This is a genomic window from Streptomyces sp. NPDC005761, from assembly GCF_040630635.1.
GTDB lineage: Bacteria > Actinomycetota > Actinomycetes > Streptomycetales > Streptomycetaceae > Streptomyces.
In genome coordinates this window covers 226,021-243,912 of the sequence record NZ_JBEXXX010000006.1, presented here as the reverse complement: position 1 = coordinate 243,912, position 17,892 = coordinate 226,021, and the positions used below count along the sequence as shown (strand labels likewise).

The window sequence follows — 17,892 nt, the reverse complement described above, 5'->3', positions numbered from 1 at the left end:
CTCGGCTGCGCATCGCGGCCGACATCCGGCGGGACCGCGCGGTCGCCGAGCTCGTGCGCTCGGTGGCGGACGGGAACGGGTCCGTGTGCCCACGGTCACCGGGGGCGGTGAGGCCATGGTGAATCCGCCGACGCGCCACGTGCGGGAGGCCGTACGGGCTCGGACGCCGCGGGCGGACGCCTGAGCCCGGCCCCCGCTCAGAGCTCGAGGTCGACGACCACCGGGGCGTGGTCGGAGGCACCCTTTCCCTTGCGCTCCTCGCGGTCCACGTAACTGTCCTTGACGGACGCGGTGAACGCCGCGTTGCCGTAGACGAGGTCGATACGCATGCCCTTGTTCTTCGGGAAGCGCAGCTCGCGGTAGTCCCAGAAGGTGTACGGGCGGTCGTACTTCAGCGGGCGGGGCATCACATCGGCGAGGCCCTCCTCCCGCAGGGTGGCGAGGGCGGCCCGCTCGGCGGGGGTGACATGCGTGGCGCCCTCGAAGAGGGCCGGGTCCCAGACGTCGTCGTCGGTGGGCGCCACGTTGAAGTCGCCGAGGACGGCGAACGGCTGCGCACCCGCGGCGTCCGCCGCCACCGCCTTCTGCAGCGCCTCGAACCAGCGCAGCTTGTACGCGTAGTGCTCATGCTCGACCTCGCGGCCGTTGGGCACGTACACCGACCAGAGGCGGACCGGGCCGCAGGTGGCGCTGATCGCCCGGGGCTCCTGCACCCCGTCGTAGTCGGGGCCGCCGGGCAGCCCCATGACGACGTCGGCCAGACCGACGCGGGAGACCAGCGCCACCCCGTTCCACCGGCCCGTGGCGTTGACCGCGGACTCGTAGCCGAGCTCGCGGAGCGCGTCGGCCGGGAACTGCTCGGCCGTGCACTTGGTCTCCTGGACGCACAGCACGTCCGTGCCGGTGCTCTCCAGCCAGGCCAGCAGCCTCGGCAGGCGGGCGGTGATCGAATTGACGTTCCAGGTGGCGATGCGCATGTACGTAAACCTAGCGGCTCCCACTGACACCGGCGGGGGCGGCGCCCCTCACACGCCGGTCGACTCCCCCGGGGTCAGCCGGGCATGGCCGGCGCCCCCCAGATTGCCGATGTGGGTGTCGTAGATCGGGCGGGCCAGATCCGTGAGCAGCGCGTCGTGGATGTCGATGGCGCGGCGCGGCCCGACCTCGCGGACGTAGTCGATGACCTCGGAGATCTTGCTCCAGGGCGCCATCACGGGGAGCAGCAGCGTGTCGACCGGCTGCTCGGGCACCGTGAGGGCGTCGCCGGGGTGGAAGACGGACCCGTCCACCAGGAAGCCGATGTTCGTGACCCGCGGAAGGTCGGGGTGGATCACCGCGTGGAGCTCCCCGTGAACCTGGACGTCGAACCCGGCCACCGAGAACGTGTCGCCGTGCCCGACGGTGTGGACGCGTCCGGGGAACGCCGCGGCAAGCTTGTCTGCCACGCTGTGCAGCGTCCAGATCTCGGCGGCCGGGTCGGCCTCCAGCCCGGCCCGCAGCCGCTCCTCGTCGAAGTGGTCGGGGTGCTCGTGCGTCACCAGGATCGCCTCGGCGCCGATCGCGGCGTCCTGCTCGGAGAATCCGCCCGGGTCGATGACGAGCGTGCGACCGTTCTTCTCCAGGCGGATACAGGAGTGGGACTGCTTGGTCAGCGTGAGCGCGGACGGCTCGGGGTTCTGGGCGTTCATGCCGCCCATCCTGCTACGCGGGAGGTGTCGTTTCGGCCTGAATCACCGACTGGGCGATCCTGAAGGCGGCGCTCGCGGCGGGGATCCCGCAGTACACGGCGGTCTGCAGCAGCACTTCCCTGATCTCCGCCGGGGTGAGGCCGTTGCGCAGGGCGGCGCTGACGTGGGCCGCCAGCCCCTCCAGGTGTCCGGAGGCGACCAGAGCGGTGAGGGTGACGGTGCTGCGGGCACGCCGGTCCAGCCCTTCCCGGCTCCAGACCTCGCCCCAGGCGTAGCGGGTGACGAATTCCTGGAAATCGCCCGTGAAGTCGTCGGCGGCGGCCATGACCCCGTCGACATGGGCATCACCGAGCACCTCACGGCGGATCTTCATGCCCGGCCCGTACGGATCGGCCCGGCCGCCGGCTTCCGCTGCGGGCTGCGCGGTGGCGGCGGTGAGTTCAGCGACGGGCAGCACGGGGGCGGAGAGCCTGGGCGCGAACGAGGGCACGGGAATGGCAGCCAGGGTGTCCTGCCAGGCCGTGGAGAAGTGCGTGAGCAGGAGGTCGGTGACGGCACCCGGCTGCTCGACCGGGGCCAGATGGGAGGCGCCCGGGACGAGGGCGAGCCGTGCGTCGGGTATGCCCGCGACCAGGGTCCGGGCGTCGCCGGGACCGGTGACCTGGTCCTCGGCACCGACCAGGACGAGCGTGGGAACACCGATCCGGCCGAGCTCACCGCGGATGTCGAAGGCGGCCAGGGCCTCGCAGGCGGCGATGTAGCAGCCGGGGTCGGTGGTGCGGACCATCTGGACGGCCCACTCGACGATGGCCGGCTGGGCAGCGGCGAAGCCCGGCGTGAACCAGCGCTCCGGCGCGGTGCGGGCCATGGGCTCCAGACCGTTGGTGCGCACGATCACCCCGCGCTGCCGGAACTCGTCGGCGCTGCCGAACCGGGCCGACGAGGCCACCACAGCCAGCGAGGCGACCCGCTGCGGGTGGCGCAGCGCAAGGTCGGCGCCGATCGCCCCGCCGATGGAGCATCCCGCGTAACCGAAACGCTGCACGCCGAGCCCGTCGAGAGTGGCTACCAGCCGGTCCGCCAGCTCCCCGACGGAAATGGCGGGATGCGCGGGCGCACCGCCGTGTCCCGGAAGGTCGTAGCGGAAGACTCTCCAGTGCTGGGTGAGCTCGGGCACCTGCCGGTCCCACATGTGCCAGGTGGTACCGAGGGAAGGGCCGATCACCAGGACTGGTGCGTCTTCCGGCCCGTCAAAGCGGTATTGCAGGGTGTTCGGTGGTGTCTCGGTCACTCGCCCGACCCTCTCACATCTCACCTGCAGAGCTACCGCCAGGGCCAGAAGGTCTGGGGTGACGCCGGCATGGACGCGATGTGGTCCCCCTCGACCGTGAAACCGGCGTCGTTGATCTTGTTCATCCCGCCCCCTGCCAGGTCCGCACTGGGGACGATGGGAGACACTTTCCGCCGGACAGCAGGCTGTGAATCAGTCCCACGCGAAGATCCGTGCACGTATCGAGCAGGCCATGGCCACCCTCGAAACCTGGCGGCTCCTACGCAGACTCCGCTGCAGCACCACCCGCATCACCGGCATCGTCCAAGCCGCCCTGGTCCTCCATCTCGCCACGTCCGCCTGAGGACGGGGCTCAGTGCTGCTGCAGCTGATCAAGGATGTGCTCTTGCCACGCCGGGTCCACTGCGCGCTCAGCCATAGCCTTCCGTAGGAGGGGAAGATCGGCGCCATGCAGCCGCATGTGCTCCATCAACGGCTCATACCGGTCGGGTCGGCTCCGGACAAGCTCAGTGACCAACCGCAACTCGAGGCTGACCGCGGGAACGAGGTGCCTGCCCACCCCGACGCGGACGAAGTGCTGCCAGGGGCCCCGCCCCACGCATTCGAGCGTGTCGGTGTCGGCCGACCTCTCGACGGTGCTGATCTCCACCTCGATCCCCTCAACCTCGAACCGTGCAAAATACTGCCGAGCGTCGGAAAGCCAGACCGGCGAATCCCGACACGGGAATCCGGACAAGGAAGCCGCAGCCCTGTCGACATCGCCGCGCCGGATCATCAGGATGTCCACATCGCTGACGGGAAGCTGGACGCCCTGCGCTAGAGCCGCGCCGGTGCCGACCAACCGATAATCAAGTCCCAGGGCATCGGGATCGACCTGATCAAGGAGCCGTGAGAGGACGTTCTGTATCTCCGCCGGACGTGTCAGCGTTCTCGCCTTGCCGTTGTGATCCATGGTTCGATTTTGCCCTTGAGGTCTGACAGATCGGGATTGCAGCTCGTTCCCGCCGGGGCCCGTGGCGATACGGTCGATCGGCAGCAGGGTGCCATTGACAGCGGGCGCAGTTCTGCGGGGAGGGTGCGAAGGGGCCGTGGGTCTATGACTGGGCCGCGGCCAAGCTGCCCGCGGTTGACGGCGCGGGGGGCCCACCCATTACCGCTGGGTGCTGGCCCGCCGCAGCCTGGTGCGTCCCAGGCTCGACTCGCGCCCCGCTGGTGAACCGCTTCCAGGGTGTCGCCGGCCTCCAGCGCCGTTACGGCGTGAAGCGGCTCTGCAGCATCCTCGGCGTCAGCCGCTCAAGCTTCTCCTACTGGCGCCGGACGGCCACGGACCGGGCCGCCAGACAGGTGGCCGACGCCCGCATGGCCGCCCGGATACGGGCCGTGCACCATGAGTCGGACGGCACCTACTGGGCCCCGAGGATCACCGCCGAGCTCCGCGAGGAGAACGGCGAGGCGGTCAACCACAAGCGCGTCGCCCGAATCATGCGGCCGTCCGGGATCGAAGGAATCCGGTTGCCCGCCGGCACCGCATCACCGTCCCCGACCGGGCCGCCGCCAAGACGCCGGACCTGATCGGCCGCCCGGATGACGCGGTGGCATCGCGGTGTCGACGACCGGCAGATTTTTACGCCGGGGCAGGGATGCAGCGTTGTTTCAGGGGTAGGCGGGTGGGGCGTTTGTTAGCGCATCTGGCATAAGGGGTGGGGGATGGTCGTGGAAGGGCAGGACGGGGGACCGCAGTTGCTGGCGGGCCGTGGGGTGTCGGTTTCCGCGGTGTTCGAGGGCAGTGAGGAGATCGCTTCTGCCCGGGCCATGGCCCGGGGATTCCTGACGTCGTTGCAGGCGGTGCATGGGCTGCCGGTGTCGAAGCGCGCGATGGGAATGGTCCAACTGGTAGTGAGCGAGCTGGTGACGAACGCCCGCAAATACGCGCCCGGCCCCTGCCTCGTGTCGCTGGATGTCAGGGACGGGGCGGTGGAGGTGACGGTGTGGGACAGCAGTACGACGCTTCCGCTGATTCTGCCGCCGGACCCGACGAGGGTCGGTCAGCACGGGCTGGAGATCGTGATGGCGACGTGCCGCAGCTTCGAAGTGCACCGGGAGCCGGTCGGCAAGCGCATCAGGGCCGCAGTGGTGCTGGCCGATGACCCGGGCGGAGACGTGGCGGGCCGCCAGGTGATGTGACCCTCCGGCTGCCGTGGGCGGTTCCCTCCGGGGGTGATGGCCGTCTGGACGACGAAGTCCTCGTCGTCAGTACTGATGAGGCGGGGACGGCCTCCCGCCCACTGCGTCCGCTCGCCCGCACGGGCGGCGGTGTAGGACGTGGTGCACAGCATCTGTGCGTACGCCGCTCGCTGCGGGGCGGTGCCGAGGCCGGTGGACTCGACCCCAGCGGCAGCCGGCACCGTCGTCCGGCTCAGCGAGGCCCCTGGCGTAACTCGCCCTGATCTGGCGCACGGACCCCGCCCTGAGTGAGGCCTCCTGACCGGGCCCGCAGCGGATGATCGGCGGCGGTGAACACCGCCATGATCGGGAACGAACCACTCCGTCGATCAGCGCGCCACAGGTACGCGTACTGGAGGCCGGGTTCGGCCGTTGTCCGCCGAACTGCTCAACCGCGCTGTGCAGCGGCGTCGGTCACCAGCTGCCACATCTCATAGTTCCCGCATTCTGCCGTGATCTCAGCTGTCGCCTGAGCCGCGGCGAAGAAGTCGTCGGCCAGCGGCGAGGTGCGCGACGCTGCCATCGCGACGAACACCTGGTCGGGCGCCAGGTCCAGGACGGGCACGTACCTGATGTCCGGCCGTGAGTAGAACACGGTCTCCGAGCGCCCCACGAACGAGATGCCACGGCCGGCCGCGACGTGCTCGAGCTTCTCCTCCACCCCGCGCACCCGGAGCCCGGAGTCGGGGTGCGGACGCCTGGTGGGCTGCGTGCTCGGGTCGGCATGCCAGATCAGCGGCTCACCGGCCAGGTCCGCCTCGGTGACCTCCTCCTTGCCGGCCAGCCGGTGGCCCGCGGGCAGCGCCACCATGAGCGGCTCGGTGTAGAGCGGCATCAGGCGCAGGCCGGTCTCGTCGATGGGCAGCCGCACATAGCCGACGTCGACGCGGCCGTCGAGCAGCATAGGGACCTGGTCGTCCCATTCCATGCGCTGCACGTCCACGACCACGTCCGGATGGCGGCCACCGAACTCTCGCGCCGCGGGGATGACCGGGATCCCAGCCCGAAAACCGACCACCAGCCGCTGGCCGCCACGGGCAGCGGCGGTCACCCGGCGCCTGACCGCTTGCGCGGAGGCGAGCAACGGACCGGCGTCGTCCAGGAGTTGTCGGCCCGCGTCCGTCAGCGTGACGCCGTGGCTGTCCCTGGCGAACAGGGGGGCGCCGAGGTCCTGTTCCAGCGCGCGGATCTGCCGGCTGAGCGCCGGCTGCGCGATGTGCAGGTCCTCGGCGGCGCGGCCGAAGTGCAGTCTGTCGGCGACGGCGGCGAAGTAGCGCAACTTGCGGAGATCCAGGTCCACGGGGCCCCTCCCGGTCCGGCAATGCCTTGAGGTTATCACCACGGTCGAAACGGGTCTTGGACACCCGCTCAGGCCAATGGAATCGTTCATGGGGCCGAGAGAATTCGGTACAAGAATTCGGGATCGGTAATTGCTACTCATCAATTCAATGGAGTGATCGTGGGAAAGCTCGATGGCAAGGTAGCGGTAATTACCGGTGGATCCACCGGATTGGCACTGGCCGGGGCCAAGCTTTTCGTCGAGGAAGGAGCGCATGTCTTCATCCAGGCCCGGCGGCAGGAAGCACTGGACGAGGCCGTCGAACTGATCGGCCGCAACGTCACCGCCGTCCAGGGTGACGCGTCCGACCTGGACGACCTGGACCGCTTGTACGACACCGTCAAGCGGGAGAAGGGCTCGATCGACGTGCTGTGGGCCAGTGCCGGGATGGGCGAGCCCGCCATGCTCGGCGAGATCACCGAGGAACAGTTCCACCGCTCCTTCTCGCTCAACGCCCGCGGCACCCTGTTCACCGTGCAGAAGGCACTACCACTGCTCAACGACCACGGGTCGATCTTGATGACCGGATCCAACGCCTCCCTCGGCGCCTTCCCCGGCTGGAGCCTCTACGCGGGAAGCAAGGCGGTCCAGCAGGCCTTTGCCCGTGTCTGGCTCAACGAGCTGCGCGACCGCAAGATCCGGGTGAACGTCCTGACCCCCGGCCAGGTCGGCACGGCCAAGCAGGAAGAGCTGTTCGACGAGGCGACCAGGACGGCCTTCGAGTCCCTCATCCCCCGCGGAAAGATGGGCCGCCCCGAGGAGATCGCCACGATCGCCCTGTTCCTGGCTTCCGACGACTCCAGCTACGTCAATGGTCTGGAGCTGGTCGCCGACGGCGGCACCACCGCTATCTGAACCACGCACGAACGAGACAGAACGGCGCCTCGAGAACAGGCGCCCCCGAGAACAGGAAGAGAGCACAGCTCATGAGCAGCATCACCTTCATCGGTGCGGGGAACATGGCCCGCACGATCGGCGCGCTCGCGGTAGCGGGCGGCAACACCGTCGAGATCATGGCACGCGATCAGTCCAAGGCCGAGGGCCTGGCCGAGACTCTGGGCGGCGGCACGACGACGGGTGAGTGGGGCGCCGTCCCGGCCGGGGACATCGTCATCACGGCCATGTTGTACGACGGGGTCGTTCCGACCGTCGCCCAGTACGGGGACGCCCTCGCGGGCAAGACCATCGTCGATATCAGCAACCCCTTCAACGCCACAGGCGATGGCCTGGCCCACAGCGAGGAGACCTCGATCGCGCAGGAAGTCGCCAAGGTGGCCCCGGCCGACGCCAACGTGTTCAAGGCCTTCAACACCATCTTCCGTGGCGTTCTGGAGAACGGCCGGCCCGACGTCTTCTTCGCCGGTGACGACCCGCAGGCCAAGGCGGACGTCGCGGCATTCATCGAGAGCCTCGGACTGCGCCCGCTGGACGTCGGCGGCCTGAAGATGGCGCACTGGCTCGAAGGAGCGGGCGTGCTCACGGTAGGCCTCGCCGGCAACGGAATCGGTCACGGGAAATTCGCCCTGGGCGTCAACGATTTTACGGGCTGACCCTCCGGGGCTGACCAAACAGTCGCCAAATAGGGCGCCGTGCGCTCCGGCTAATTGACGGAACCACCGACTCGTCGATGCCAGGTGCCAGATGCCAGATGTCAATAGTGGCGCGAGAGTTCGCCCGAGGAGGCGCGCAACGCAATGCAGCTCGGTTTCGTGATTCCCCTTGTCGGGCCGGCGGTCAGCGACGCCCCCGCCCTGAGCGCTTTCGTCCGCGGACTCGAGGACCTCGGCTACAACACCTTGTGGGTCGGCGATCGCCTGGTCACGCCGGTTGATCTGGGCAACGGCTATCTGGACCGGCCGGCGCCCGCCGCGACGGTCAGTGGTCAGGACGAGGGCGCAGGCCGCCTGTGGTCGATCGCGCGTCGAGCGGCGGAGGAGGCCGGCCACGATCCCGACGCACTCAAGACGGCCATGCGGATCAACCTCGACCCGGGTACGTCCGTCGACTCGGTCGCGGACAACTGAAGCGGTACGCCGAATCCGGTGTCGATGAGGCGTACTTCGATGCCTTCACGATGTTCGCCGGCCTTGACCAGCTGCTCGACTTCGCAGCCCAGGTGATCGAGCGTACCGGCCGGCTGTGACCACCGAAGAAGCGACCGCCGAAGAAACGACAGGCGAAGACACGACGGGCGGGCAAGCCGTTCGATTCGGACCAGAGGAAGAGAGTCTCACCATGAGCAGCATCAGTTTCATCGGCCTGGGGGGCATGACCCACGCCATCGCCTCACGTGCGGTAGCGGGCGGTAACTCCGTCGAGCTGATCGGCCGCGACGCCGCCAAGGCCAAGGGCCTGGCCGCCGAGCTCGGCGCCGGGGCCACGGCGGGGGCCTTCGGCGCCGTCCCTGTGGGCGACATCGTTGTCCTCGCCGTGCCCTACACCAGCGCCGTGCCGGTCGTCGCCCAGTACGGGGATGCCTTGGCCGGCAAGGTCATCATCGACATCTCCAACACGTTCGACGCCAACGCCACCGGAGTGGTCACTCCCGAGGGCACGTCCGGTGCGCAGGAGATCGCCAAGGCGGCCCCGGCGAGCGCGCACGTCGTGAAGGCGTTCAACACAGTGTTCGGCCATGTCCTGGTCCAGGAGCGTCCGTTGGACGTGCTCTTCGCCGGAGATGACGCACGGGCCAAGGCCGACGTGTCGGCGTTCATCGCGAGCCTGGGACTGCGTCCCCTCGACGTCGGCGGCCTGGAGATGGCCCGCTGGCTGGAAGGGATCGGGCCGCTGCTGATGGGCCTGGCCCGGAACGGCGCGGGGACCTTCGACGTCGCCCTCGGCGTCGACCTCCGCGGCTGAGCACACCCGCACCACCACCCGCACCACCACTTCGCGCACCACATCGCTGACAAGGAGCAGTACCTTGCGTGTCTTCGTCACTGGCGGGACCGGCCATTCCGGTTCGTACATCATCCCCGAACTCATCGCCGCAGGACACGAGGTCACCGGCCTCGTCCGGTCGGACACGGCCGCCGCGGCACTGTCCGCGCTCGGCGCGAAGATACGCCGCGGCGACCTCCAGGACCTCGACGAGCTCAAGGAGGCGGCCGCGGACTCCGACGGCGTCATCCACGTCGCGCACCGGCAGGACCTGCTTCCGTCCGGCGGGATGGCCGCCGTGGCCGCCGCGGAACTCCCGGTCATGCTCGCGTACGGCGAGGCCCTCGCGGGGACCGGTAAGCCGCTGGTCGCGGCGGGGAGCATCGGCTCGCCCGGGACCGGGACGTACCTGGGTCGGCCGGGTACCGAGGAAGACCCGGCCCTGCCCGTCGGCGACGAGCACAAGGGCACCCTGCGGGCCCGTAATGTCGTGGAGTCCGCCGTCATCGGACTCGCCGAGCAGAAGGTACGGTCCTCGGTCGTGCGGATCGCCAACATCATGCACAGCACGACCGATCGTGGCTTTCTCCCCCTGCTGATCGCGCTCGCGAAGGAGAAGGGCTTCGTCGGCTACCCCGGAGACGGCGCGAACCGGTGGAACGCCGTGCACGCCCGCGATGCCGCCTCCCTGTTCCGTCTGGCGCTGGAGAAGGGCCCGGCCGGCAGCTACTGGCACGCGGCCGAGGACGGGGGCATCCTGTTCCGCGAGATCGCCGAGGCCATCGGCAGCCGCCTGGGCCTGCCCGCCGTGAGCGTTCCCCTGGACGAGCTGATCCTGCCGGCACATTTCGGGTTCCTCACGAACGTCGTCACGCAGAGCTATCCGACGTCCAACCTCATCACCCGCCGGACCCTCGGCTGGGAGCCGGCTCAGCCCCGCCTCCTCGCCGATCTGGACAACGGCCACTACTTCCCCGCCGGCTGACAGCGGGGGCCCGGGTCGCGACGAGTCCGGCGCATGGCAAGAACGAGGCTCTTACGGCGAGGCTCGTACAAGGACCACGAGGCGCGGATCAACGCCCTGCCGCACCACACGGCCGTCATCGGCGGCACGCCCGTCCATTACCTCCGCAGCGTGCGCCGTTGCGAACGAGTGCGACGAGTTGGGGAGCGGTGATCGCGCGCCAGCGGGCCTGGGCGGACTCGGCGAGTTTGAACACCATGGCCAGGGCTGACGTGAGCGATCGGGCGCGTCTTGCACCGCTCGACGAGCCGGCGGCGTCCCTCAACAGACAGAGGGGCGTTGGCGTGGGTCATGATCCGACCTGATGGAGCATGTAGGCAGCTGATCCGGCGGCAAGCAACAGGTACAGGCTGGGAAAGACAATGTTGTAGTAGACGCTGGCCCGGATGTGAGCAATGACGTCCGCTCGCCCCCGGCGGCCTCACCTTCTCAGACCCGGACCGCCATATCTGAGCGCTACCACCGCGGGTTGCGCCACGTCCAGGACCAGCTGACCACCTAGCCCCACCGCCCGGTGTGCCAGCGCCTCCACCTGGACAGTGGTCGTAGCCGGCCCGGCTCCCGCCTCGGATACCGTGTTCCTCTACGGGGTGCCATAACGGATGTGACGCCCCCCACCGGAGGTAGTCAGCGTATGAGTTCAAAGCGCAGCAAGAATCCAGCCCTGCCCGTACTTGACGACGCATTCCGGCTCGCGTCGGTCAAGGACGCCGAAGAGTCCACTCGTGACTTGGCCGCGCGGCTGGCCACCACCGAGCTGCGCCGCGCTTCCCACCCGGGCCGGGTCACCTGGGAGCCGACCGATCAGGCCGAGCCCGTGCCCGTCCCGCCGACTGTGGTTGACGGTGACGGGGACCTGTGGCTGCGGGACCGGGACACTGGCACCTGGACCATGCCCGAGTTCAACCCGAAGGAGTTTCCGGCCCGCTGTGGCGAGATTCTGACGTGGAACGAGCTTGCCCTCGAGTTCGGCCCGCTGACCGCACTGGCCGACGACCGCCGCATCGGCGGCGGCCGCCGACGCTGACCGCGCAGCCTTCTGGGATGACCGCGCCCCTGAAGCGCCCAAGTCATCCGCACCCACGCACTTCGAAGGATCACGCCACGGAGCGGGTGGGCGACACGCCGGACCGATGAAGTCCGGGGCAGAAAGCGGTGCGCTGCCTCGGGGCTGCGAGCTGCCGCCTGCCATGCAGGGCAAGTCGATACGACCCGCGGTCGCAGGCCCGGTACGGGGAGTGACGGGTGCGGGCGACAGGTAGGGCCCGCGACCTTGCGGTGCGGGCCCTACCTGGTGGTGCGCGTCAGCACTTAGGCGGGAACGATGTTCTCCGCCTGCGGGCCCTTCTGGCCCTGCGTGACGTCGAAGGAAACCTTCTGGCCCTCCTGAAGCTCACGGAACCCCTGGGCAGCGATGTTCGAGTAGTGGGCGAAGACGTCAGCGCCGCCACCGTCCTGCTCGATGAAGCCGAAACCCTTTTCCGCGTTGAACCACTTCACGATGCCAGTAGCCATGTACATCTCCTCAAGACAGGGGCAGAACCGAAAACCGCACTGTGCGGAGTCCGCGTCGCCGCGATGAGCCCATCCGGAGATGACCGGCCAAACAAAAAATGCACCCGCGGATCACGCCCGTCGAGTGCACACAAGTTTATGGGTACCGCAACTGCAACTGCCCACAACGTAGCACGGACACTTGCCCCCGTGCCGGATCTCGGTAGCGATGCTGTGCGCCCGCGCCTACAACTGACCAACCCCGCCACTGGCCGAAGCAGTTACAGCCCCGGCCTCTCGGAGACGACTGGAGCCAGCCAAGGCCATCCCGTCTCACGATGTCCTCACACCGCAACCGTCTGCATGAACGCCGCGCCGTGGCCGAGCGCCTTCCGAGCGCATCGGAAGCGATCAACGCTGCTCCACCACGCCCCGCACATGGCGTCCTGGCCCACGGACCATCTGCGTCTGCGCGGCCTGGATCTGCGGGGTGGACGGCTCCAGGCACGGGTAGCGACCCGTCCCGGGCCCTCCGTGGAAAACTGCTCGCGCGCCAGCGCGCCCAGGGGTGCTGTCGAGCCGGCCGCCGAAGAGGACGAGGATCCGGTGCGCGCTGCCCGCGAACAGGACCCCGTGAAAAACATCGGCCGACAGGCGAGAGGCTGACTCGACCGAGTGCCGGTAGGTCAGACGGCCCGGGTGGCGGAAGCAGTCTCCAGTCGGATATAGCGGGCGCGCACGAGGCGGGTACGACTCTGGACGCAGCGCACCGCGCCCGTCATCGTTGCGGACAGTCGGCCTTCCGCCTCGCGCAGGGCGACGCCGGCGAGCGCCCGGCGCCCACTGCTCTTCGGCAACTGGTCGGCCGACGCCGGAGACGCCCGTCGCTGTCATTACCTGCGGTGGTGTCGCACGTTCGAGAGGCAGCCTCTGCGAGACCGCCCCTGGCCTCTGCACAACCCGCCACACTCCAGCCGCCCGGCGAAACCCGCGAACCCGCAGGCCAGACAGCGAAGGCCTGCTGGAGTACTGAAGCGCCGATGATCCGCGCGATCTCGGAAGTTACAACCGTCCTGCTCACGGACGCGGTCGAGGGGCGCGTCAGCTGACCCGAAGACCGACGGCAAGGGTCAGTTCAAGGACCCGGTGTGGCGATGCGAGATCCGGAAACAGCCCCCGCAGCTGCGACATCCGGTACCGGACTGTCTGGGGATGGACGAACAGCGCCGCCGCCACCTCCTCCCGCCTGCCCTGGTGCAGCAGCCACTCCCGCAACGTCTCCTCCAGCCGCCGTGCGGTCGCGACAGGCAAGGTCCGAAACGGTGCGAGGGCTCGGGCACGCAGGTCCGCGAACGCCTCCATGTCCGCACTCAGCACCAGTTCGGGCAGGTGGTCCTCGGTGTCGCGAATATCAGAGGAGAGGGAGCGCGCGCGTACGGCTCGTGCGTACGAGGCTGACGCACGGGTCCATGTCCGTGCCGGGCCGACCACGGCGGTGCGGTCGGTCAGCTGCCGCAAGAGATGTGATCGGTCGGCATCGGGGACGAGCAGCACACCGGTGGCATCCGGTAGATCGTCGAGGACGAGGGTGCTCGGGTCGAGCGCGCGGTAGGCAGGCCGGGCCTGGGCGGCGGGCAGCAGGACCGCGGTCAGCGAAACCGGAGGCGGCCACCCGGCCCGCTGAACAGAGGCCAGCAGCACATCCGGGTTCGCGCCGGCGAGAAGGTCACGGGCCAGGTGTTCCAGGTGGCGCTCGTGGGCCCTGCCCCGGGCGGCCAGTTCGTCGGCGTGGCCCGCGGCGCTCGCGGCGGAGAGCTCGTCGATGTAGGCGAAGGTCAGCTCGGCGAACTTGGCGACCTCGGCGGCGGGCAGACCTGCGGGGACGGCACCCGCTGCCAGACACCGCCAGGCCACGCGGGCGCCGACGCGGTAGGCGCTGAGCAGGGCGTCCATCGAACGGCCGTCACGCACCTCGCCGCGGCCCAGCTCGTAGGCGGCGTCACCGGCGTCGCCGCCTGTGGCGTTCCCGCTCGCGAGGTCCAGGTAGTGCCCCAGAGCGGTGCGCACGGCTCGGCGGATAGTGACGCCCATACGGCCCGAAAGGGCGTTGGCGTAGGAAGGGACCTCGTCGATGATCGCCTGGACCACCTCGTCGGCGGTGGTCCTCAGCGCGGCCCGAAGTGCGGTGACCGTCGCCTCGTCCAGCGCCAGCTCTCTGGCCCTCCGGATTGCATGGCTCACGTTTCATTCCCTGCGAACAACTCTGCCGAGCAAATTTACGTCCTGTGGTCAGGACTTTACGCCTTGAGGCGCAGCAAGCTGGATTCATGACGAGTGCAGCCCTCCGCAGCAGGGCGTGGAAACTGCTGGAGATGGTCACGACGCCGCTGCTGCCGTCGGACTACCTCGACCTGGTCAGCCCGCTGCGTGCGGGCGCTGACCTGCGTGGGCGCATCGAGGCCGTGCACCCCGAGACGGGTGACGCCGCGACTGTCGTGATCAGGCCGGGACGGGGCTGGCGCGGCCACACAGCCGGTCAGTACGTGCGGATCGGGGTCGACGTCGACGGGGTGCGCCTGTGGCGTGCCTACTCCGTCACCTCGCCGACCGACCGCCGGGACGGCCGCATCACGATCACCGTGAAGGCGATCCCGGACGGCAAGGTCAGCAACCACCTGGTCCGCAGGGCGAAACCGGGCACGCTGATCCAGCTCGACCAGCCGACCGGTGACTTCGTGCTGCCGCAGGCCAAGCCCGCCAAGGTGCTCTACCTGACGGCCGGCAGCGGCATCACGCCCGTGATGGGCATGCTGCGCGACACCGAGTTCGACGATGTCGTCATGGTCCACTGCGCGCCACAGCCGCAAGACGTGATCTTCCGCAACGAACTGCACGACCTGGTCGCGGACAAGAAGCTGCGGCTCACCGAGGTGCACACCGACACGGACGGCATGCTCCACATCGCCCGTCTCGACGAACTCGTGCCCGACTGGGCCGAGCGCGAGACCTGGGCCTGCGGACCCGCGGGCCTGCTCGACGCCGCCGAAGAGCACTGGGCCGAGAACGGCGTACAAGAGCGCCTGCACACCGAACGCTTCCGCCCCAGCATCGTCGTCGCGGGCGACGGCGGCGAGGTCACGTTCAGCGTTACCGGCAAGACCGTCGACGCGGACGGCGCCACGCCGTTGCTGGACATCGGCGAGGAGGCCGGCGTGCTCATGCCCTCCGGGTGCCGCATGGGTATCTGCTTCGGCTGCGTCACGCCGCTCAGGGCGGGCGCCGTCCGAGACCTGCGCACCGGCGAGATCACCGAGGCCGAGCCGGGCGTCCTCATCCAGACCTGCGTGTCCGCCGCGGCGGGCCACTGCGACCTCGCACGATAGGAGCACCTTGACCGCCATCGACCCCACCGCCCACCTGACCGCGGAACAGATCGAGGAGCTGGGCCGCGAGCTGGACGCGATCCGCGACGAGGTAATCGCCGGCCGCGGCGAGAAGGACGCCGCCTACATCCGCAAGGTCATCTCGGCGCAGCGCAAGCTCGAGCTGGTCAGCAGGGGCATACTGCTGTTCTCGATCTTCCCGCCCGCGTGGCTGCTCGGCACCGCCGGTCTGTCCGTGGCGAAGATCATGGACAACATGGAGATCGGCCACAACATCCTGCACGGCCAGTGGGACTGGATGCGGGACCCGAAGATCCACTCCACCACCTGGGAGTGGGATCACGTCTCACCTTCCGAGCAGTGGAAGCACTCGCACAACGAGCTGCACCACACGTACACCAACGTGATCGGCAAGGACAACGACCTCGGCTACGGCATCATGCGCGTCGACGAGGACCAGAAGTGGCACCCCTTCCACCTCGGCCAGCCACTGTGGAACTTCCTCAACGCCTGCTTCTTCGAGTACGGCATCGCAGCGTACGACCTGGAGCTCGGCAACAACCTCGGCAAGCACAGCCGCAAGAGCCCGGAGTTCCGCGCACGGGCCAAGGCCGTGGGCCGGAAGATCCGCAAGCAGGTACTCAAGGACTACGTGATCCACCCGCTGCTGTCGGGCCCGTCATTCCTCACCACACTCGGCGCCACGTTCACCGCCAATCTGGTCCGCAACATCTGGTCCCACTCGGTGATCATGTGCGGGCACTTCCCCGAGGGCGTGCAGGTCTTCGAGCGCCAGTCGATCGAGGGAGAGACGCGCGGCCAGTGGTACCTGCGCCAGATGATGGGCTCGGCGAACATCAGCGGCAGCAAGGCCATGCACTTCATGACCGGCAACCTGTCACACCAGATCGAGCACCACCTGTTCCCGGACCTTCCCAGCAACCGGTACGCCGAGGTCGCGGTGAAGGTACGCGCGCTGTTCGACAAGTACGAGTTGGAGTACGTCACCGGGCCGCTGCCCAAGCAGGTGGTCTCCGCGTGGCACAAGGTCTTCCGGCTCTCGCTGCCGAACAAGAAGCCCAAGGTCAAAGCTCCGGACCGCGACCAGGAGCTCGTCGCAACCTGAGGGCCGTTGCTCTCTCGATCTTGAGGCGCAGTGTGATCGGAAGTGGCCTGGGCTGCCACTGGGACCGCACCCCACGGCGATCCGGGCGGAGGTGTGTAGGGCAGCGAAGTCCGCCGTCGTCACGGAGCGTCTCGGGCAGGTCGACGCGGTCGCCGGAGCGACCAACATCGCCAAGACCGCCCGCGCCATCCGTGACCGACCCCAACGAGCACTCCCCATCCTGGGCATCACCCCCCCCGAAGCCGACCTCAACGGAACTTGAGCGAGCCCTGCGGCAGGGCTCGCCAGAAGGCGTCACCGAGCGGATCGCGTTGTCGATGCTTTCCGGATATCGCTCGCGGCCGGGCCCGAGGCACGGAAGGTGCGCCGGTAGGCCGCCGGGGCGACGCCCGACTCCGCCGCCAGGTGCCGTCGCAGCGAGGTGGCGGTGGCGAAGCCGACCTCGTGGGCGACCCGTTCCACCGGCAGGTCGCTGGACTCCAGCAGGTGCCGCGCCCGCCGCAGCCGCTGCTGGGTCAGCCAGCGGCCGGGGCTCATGCCGGTCTCCTCCTGGAAGCGTCGGGCGAAGGTGCGGGTGCTCATCGCCGCGTGCGCGGACAACTCGTCGAGCGACAGGGGTTGTTCCAGCCGTCGCAGCGCCCAGTCGCGGGTCGGGCCGGTGCCCGTTCCGCTCGTCTGCGGCAGTGGCCGCTCGATGTACTGTGCCTGACCGCCGTCCCGGTACGGCGGCACGACGCATTGGCGGGCGACCTGGTTGGCCACTTCGCTGCCGTGGTCCTGGCGCACCAGGTGCAGGCAGATGTCGACACCGCTGGCCGCCCCCGCGGAGGTCAGCACGTCGCCCTGGTCGACGAAGAGCACCCCGGCGTCGAGCTCGACCTGGGGGAACAGCTCCTGGAAGTGCTCGGTGAGCGCCCAGTGGGTGGTGGCCCGCCGCCCGTCCAGGAGGCCGGCGGCGGCCAGCAGGAAGGCGCCGGTGCAGATGGACACCAGGCGGGTGCCGGGGCGGATCCAGGAGAGCGCGGCGAGCGCCTCCGGGTCGGGCACGAGGGCCGAGGCCCGGGTGATCGCGTACGGGGGGATGACCACGGTATCCGCCTCGGCCAGCACCTCGGGGCCGTGCGCGGGGGTGACGGTCAGGTCCGAGTCGGTCCTCACGGGCTGCCCGTCCACGCTCGCGGACAGCACCTCGTAGCGGCCGTCGGCCGAGCCCAGGACCCGGTGCGGGATGCCGAGCTCGAAGGGGTAGACGCCGTCCAGGGCGAGGACGACGACCTTGTGGGCGTCGGGCCGCGGGTCCGGGCGCAGTCGGCGGTCCAGTTCGGCTGTGCGGTCGGCGCGGTCACGGGCCAGGGAGGGCCCGGCGGGTGTGGGTCGGTCGGCGTGAGCGCCGTGCGCGGGAGAGGAGAGGGGCATGGCGCAAATGTATCGGAGGATGACCTTC

17 protein-coding genes and 3 pseudogenes are annotated in these 17,892 nt (G+C 69.2%); 11 read left to right on the top strand and 9 right to left on the bottom strand.

Translation table 11 applies throughout. The features are described from left to right. Positions 1–197: 197 nt before the first annotated feature. The 3 genes from ABZ434_RS08915 to ABZ434_RS08905 are packed head-to-tail and all read right to left on the bottom strand — an operon-like array spanning position 198 to position 2,979. Entirely contained in the window at positions 198–977 is a 780-nt protein-coding gene (locus ABZ434_RS08915) for an exodeoxyribonuclease III (RefSeq protein ID WP_359133233.1), read from the bottom strand. 48 nt (positions 978–1,025) lie between these two features. After that, positions 1,026–1,688: an MBL fold metallo-hydrolase gene (locus tag ABZ434_RS08910; protein ID WP_359133231.1), complete on the bottom strand. Its 663-nt coding sequence runs from the start codon at positions 1,686–1,688 to the stop codon at positions 1,026–1,028. Positions 1,689–1,701: 13 nt separating this feature from the next. After that, positions 1,702–2,979: an alpha/beta fold hydrolase gene (locus ABZ434_RS08905; RefSeq protein WP_359133229.1), complete on the bottom strand. Its 1,278-nt coding sequence runs from the start codon at positions 2,977–2,979 to the stop codon at positions 1,702–1,704. Between the two features lie 142 nt (positions 2,980–3,121). Between ABZ434_RS08905 and ABZ434_RS08900 the strand changes: the two are divergent. Further along, positions 3,122–3,322, top strand: a pseudogene (locus ABZ434_RS08900) (transposase family protein); the annotation flags it as partial. A gap of 9 nt (positions 3,323–3,331) precedes the next feature. Here the strand turns inward: ABZ434_RS08900 and ABZ434_RS08895 are convergent. Then, positions 3,332–3,931: a hypothetical protein gene (locus ABZ434_RS08895; protein WP_359133227.1), complete on the bottom strand. Its 600-nt coding sequence runs from the start codon at positions 3,929–3,931 to the stop codon at positions 3,332–3,334. Positions 3,932–4,236: 305 nt separating this feature from the next. Between ABZ434_RS08895 and ABZ434_RS08890 the strand changes: the two are divergent. Together ABZ434_RS08890 and ABZ434_RS08885 are read left to right on the top strand one after the other, a co-directional pair. Continuing rightward, a pseudogene (locus ABZ434_RS08890) lies at positions 4,237–4,559 on the top strand (IS3 family transposase); the annotation flags it as partial. 127 nt (positions 4,560–4,686) lie between these two features. Beyond that, on the top strand, positions 4,687–5,163 hold the full coding sequence (locus tag ABZ434_RS08885; protein ID WP_359133225.1) for an ATP-binding protein: 477 nt from the start codon (positions 4,687–4,689) through the stop codon (positions 5,161–5,163). A 101-nt stretch (positions 5,164–5,264) separates the two neighbouring features. Here ABZ434_RS08885 and ABZ434_RS08880 read toward each other — a convergent pair. Continuing rightward, a pseudogene (locus tag ABZ434_RS08880) lies at positions 5,265–5,378 on the bottom strand (transcriptional regulator); the annotation flags it as partial. Positions 5,379–5,590: 212 nt separating this feature from the next. Continuing rightward, positions 5,591–6,502 carry a LysR substrate-binding domain-containing protein gene (locus ABZ434_RS08875; RefSeq protein ID WP_359133223.1) on the bottom strand — a complete coding sequence of 304 codons (912 nt, stop codon included), beginning with the start codon at positions 6,500–6,502 and terminating at the stop codon, positions 5,591–5,593. 159 nt (positions 6,503–6,661) lie between these two features. On the opposite strand from ABZ434_RS08875, the gene ABZ434_RS08870 reads away from it, so the two are divergent. From ABZ434_RS08870 to ABZ434_RS08845, 6 genes are all read left to right on the top strand, one after another. Then, positions 6,662–7,396 carry an SDR family oxidoreductase gene (locus tag ABZ434_RS08870; protein WP_359133221.1) on the top strand — a complete coding sequence of 245 codons (735 nt, stop codon included), beginning with the start codon at positions 6,662–6,664 and terminating at the stop codon, positions 7,394–7,396. Between the two features lie 71 nt (positions 7,397–7,467). Continuing rightward, positions 7,468–8,091 (top strand): NAD(P)-binding domain-containing protein, encoded by a 624-nt coding sequence (locus ABZ434_RS08865; protein ID WP_359133219.1) that lies wholly within the window; start codon positions 7,468–7,470, stop codon positions 8,089–8,091. Between the two features lie 144 nt (positions 8,092–8,235). Beyond that, a complete protein-coding gene (locus tag ABZ434_RS08860) occupies positions 8,236–8,565 on the top strand; it encodes a hypothetical protein (RefSeq protein ID WP_359133217.1) in 330 nt (109 codons plus the stop codon). Between the two features lie 211 nt (positions 8,566–8,776). Then, positions 8,777–9,400, top strand: coding sequence for an NAD(P)-binding domain-containing protein (locus ABZ434_RS08855; RefSeq protein ID WP_359133215.1), 624 nt, complete (start codon positions 8,777–8,779; stop codon positions 9,398–9,400). A gap of 64 nt (positions 9,401–9,464) precedes the next feature. Continuing rightward, on the top strand, positions 9,465–10,406 hold the full coding sequence (locus ABZ434_RS08850) for an SDR family oxidoreductase (RefSeq protein WP_359133213.1): 942 nt from the start codon (positions 9,465–9,467) through the stop codon (positions 10,404–10,406). A gap of 673 nt (positions 10,407–11,079) precedes the next feature. Then, positions 11,080–11,472, top strand: coding sequence for a hypothetical protein (locus ABZ434_RS08845; RefSeq protein WP_359133211.1), 393 nt, complete (start codon positions 11,080–11,082; stop codon positions 11,470–11,472). Between the two features lie 284 nt (positions 11,473–11,756). Here the strand turns inward: ABZ434_RS08845 and ABZ434_RS08840 are convergent, their stop codons facing one another. Both ABZ434_RS08840 and ABZ434_RS08835 read right to left on the bottom strand, forming a co-directional pair. Further along, positions 11,757–11,960, bottom strand: a complete 204-nt coding sequence (locus tag ABZ434_RS08840; protein WP_145801666.1) for a cold-shock protein — start codon at positions 11,958–11,960, stop codon at positions 11,757–11,759. Between the two features lie 1,080 nt (positions 11,961–13,040). After that, positions 13,041–14,180: a helix-turn-helix domain-containing protein gene (locus tag ABZ434_RS08835; RefSeq protein WP_359133209.1), complete on the bottom strand. Its 1,140-nt coding sequence runs from the start codon at positions 14,178–14,180 to the stop codon at positions 13,041–13,043. A gap of 86 nt (positions 14,181–14,266) precedes the next feature. Between ABZ434_RS08835 and ABZ434_RS08830 the strand changes: the two genes are divergently transcribed. After that, the gene (locus tag ABZ434_RS08830) at positions 14,267–15,322 is read left to right on the top strand and encodes a ferredoxin reductase (protein WP_359133207.1); all 1,056 of its coding nucleotides are present in this window, start codon (positions 14,267–14,269) and stop codon (positions 15,320–15,322) included. 7 nt (positions 15,323–15,329) lie between these two features. Then, on the top strand, positions 15,330–16,448 hold the full coding sequence (locus ABZ434_RS08825) for an acyl-CoA desaturase (protein ID WP_359133205.1): 1,119 nt from the start codon (positions 15,330–15,332) through the stop codon (positions 16,446–16,448). A gap of 294 nt (positions 16,449–16,742) precedes the next feature. Here ABZ434_RS08825 and ABZ434_RS08820 read toward each other — a convergent pair whose 3' ends face one another. After that, on the bottom strand, positions 16,743–17,864 hold the full coding sequence (locus tag ABZ434_RS08820; RefSeq protein ID WP_359133203.1) for a helix-turn-helix domain-containing protein: 1,122 nt from the start codon (positions 17,862–17,864) through the stop codon (positions 16,743–16,745). Between the last annotated feature and the right edge of the window lie 28 nt (positions 17,865–17,892).

Excerpts from the sequence above, each read along its gene's own strand:
- ABZ434_RS08885 (WP_359133225.1), top strand. The coding sequence starts at position 4,687 with ATGGTCGTGGAAGGGCAGGACGGGGGACCGCAGTTGCTGGCGGGCCGT.
- ABZ434_RS08895 (WP_359133227.1), bottom strand. The coding sequence starts at position 3,931 with ATGGATCACAACGGCAAGGCGAGAACGCTGACACGTCCGGCGGAGATA.
- ABZ434_RS08840 (WP_145801666.1), bottom strand. The coding sequence starts at position 11,960 with ATGGCTACTGGCATCGTGAAGTGGTTCAACGCGGAAAAGGGTTTCGGC.
- ABZ434_RS08830 (WP_359133207.1), top strand. The coding sequence starts at position 14,267 with ATGACGAGTGCAGCCCTCCGCAGCAGGGCGTGGAAACTGCTGGAGATG.
- ABZ434_RS08865 (WP_359133219.1), top strand. The coding sequence starts at position 7,468 with ATGAGCAGCATCACCTTCATCGGTGCGGGGAACATGGCCCGCACGATC.
- ABZ434_RS08845 (WP_359133211.1), top strand. The coding sequence starts at position 11,080 with ATGAGTTCAAAGCGCAGCAAGAATCCAGCCCTGCCCGTACTTGACGAC.
- ABZ434_RS08860 (WP_359133217.1), top strand. The coding sequence starts at position 8,236 with ATGCAGCTCGGTTTCGTGATTCCCCTTGTCGGGCCGGCGGTCAGCGAC.
- ABZ434_RS08855 (WP_359133215.1), top strand. The coding sequence starts at position 8,777 with ATGAGCAGCATCAGTTTCATCGGCCTGGGGGGCATGACCCACGCCATC.
- ABZ434_RS08910 (WP_359133231.1), bottom strand. The coding sequence starts at position 1,688 with ATGAACGCCCAGAACCCCGAGCCGTCCGCGCTCACGCTGACCAAGCAG.
- ABZ434_RS08915 (WP_359133233.1), bottom strand. The coding sequence starts at position 977 with ATGCGCATCGCCACCTGGAACGTCAATTCGATCACCGCCCGCCTGCCG.
- ABZ434_RS08820 (WP_359133203.1), bottom strand. The coding sequence starts at position 17,864 with ATGCCCCTCTCCTCTCCCGCGCACGGCGCTCACGCCGACCGACCCACA.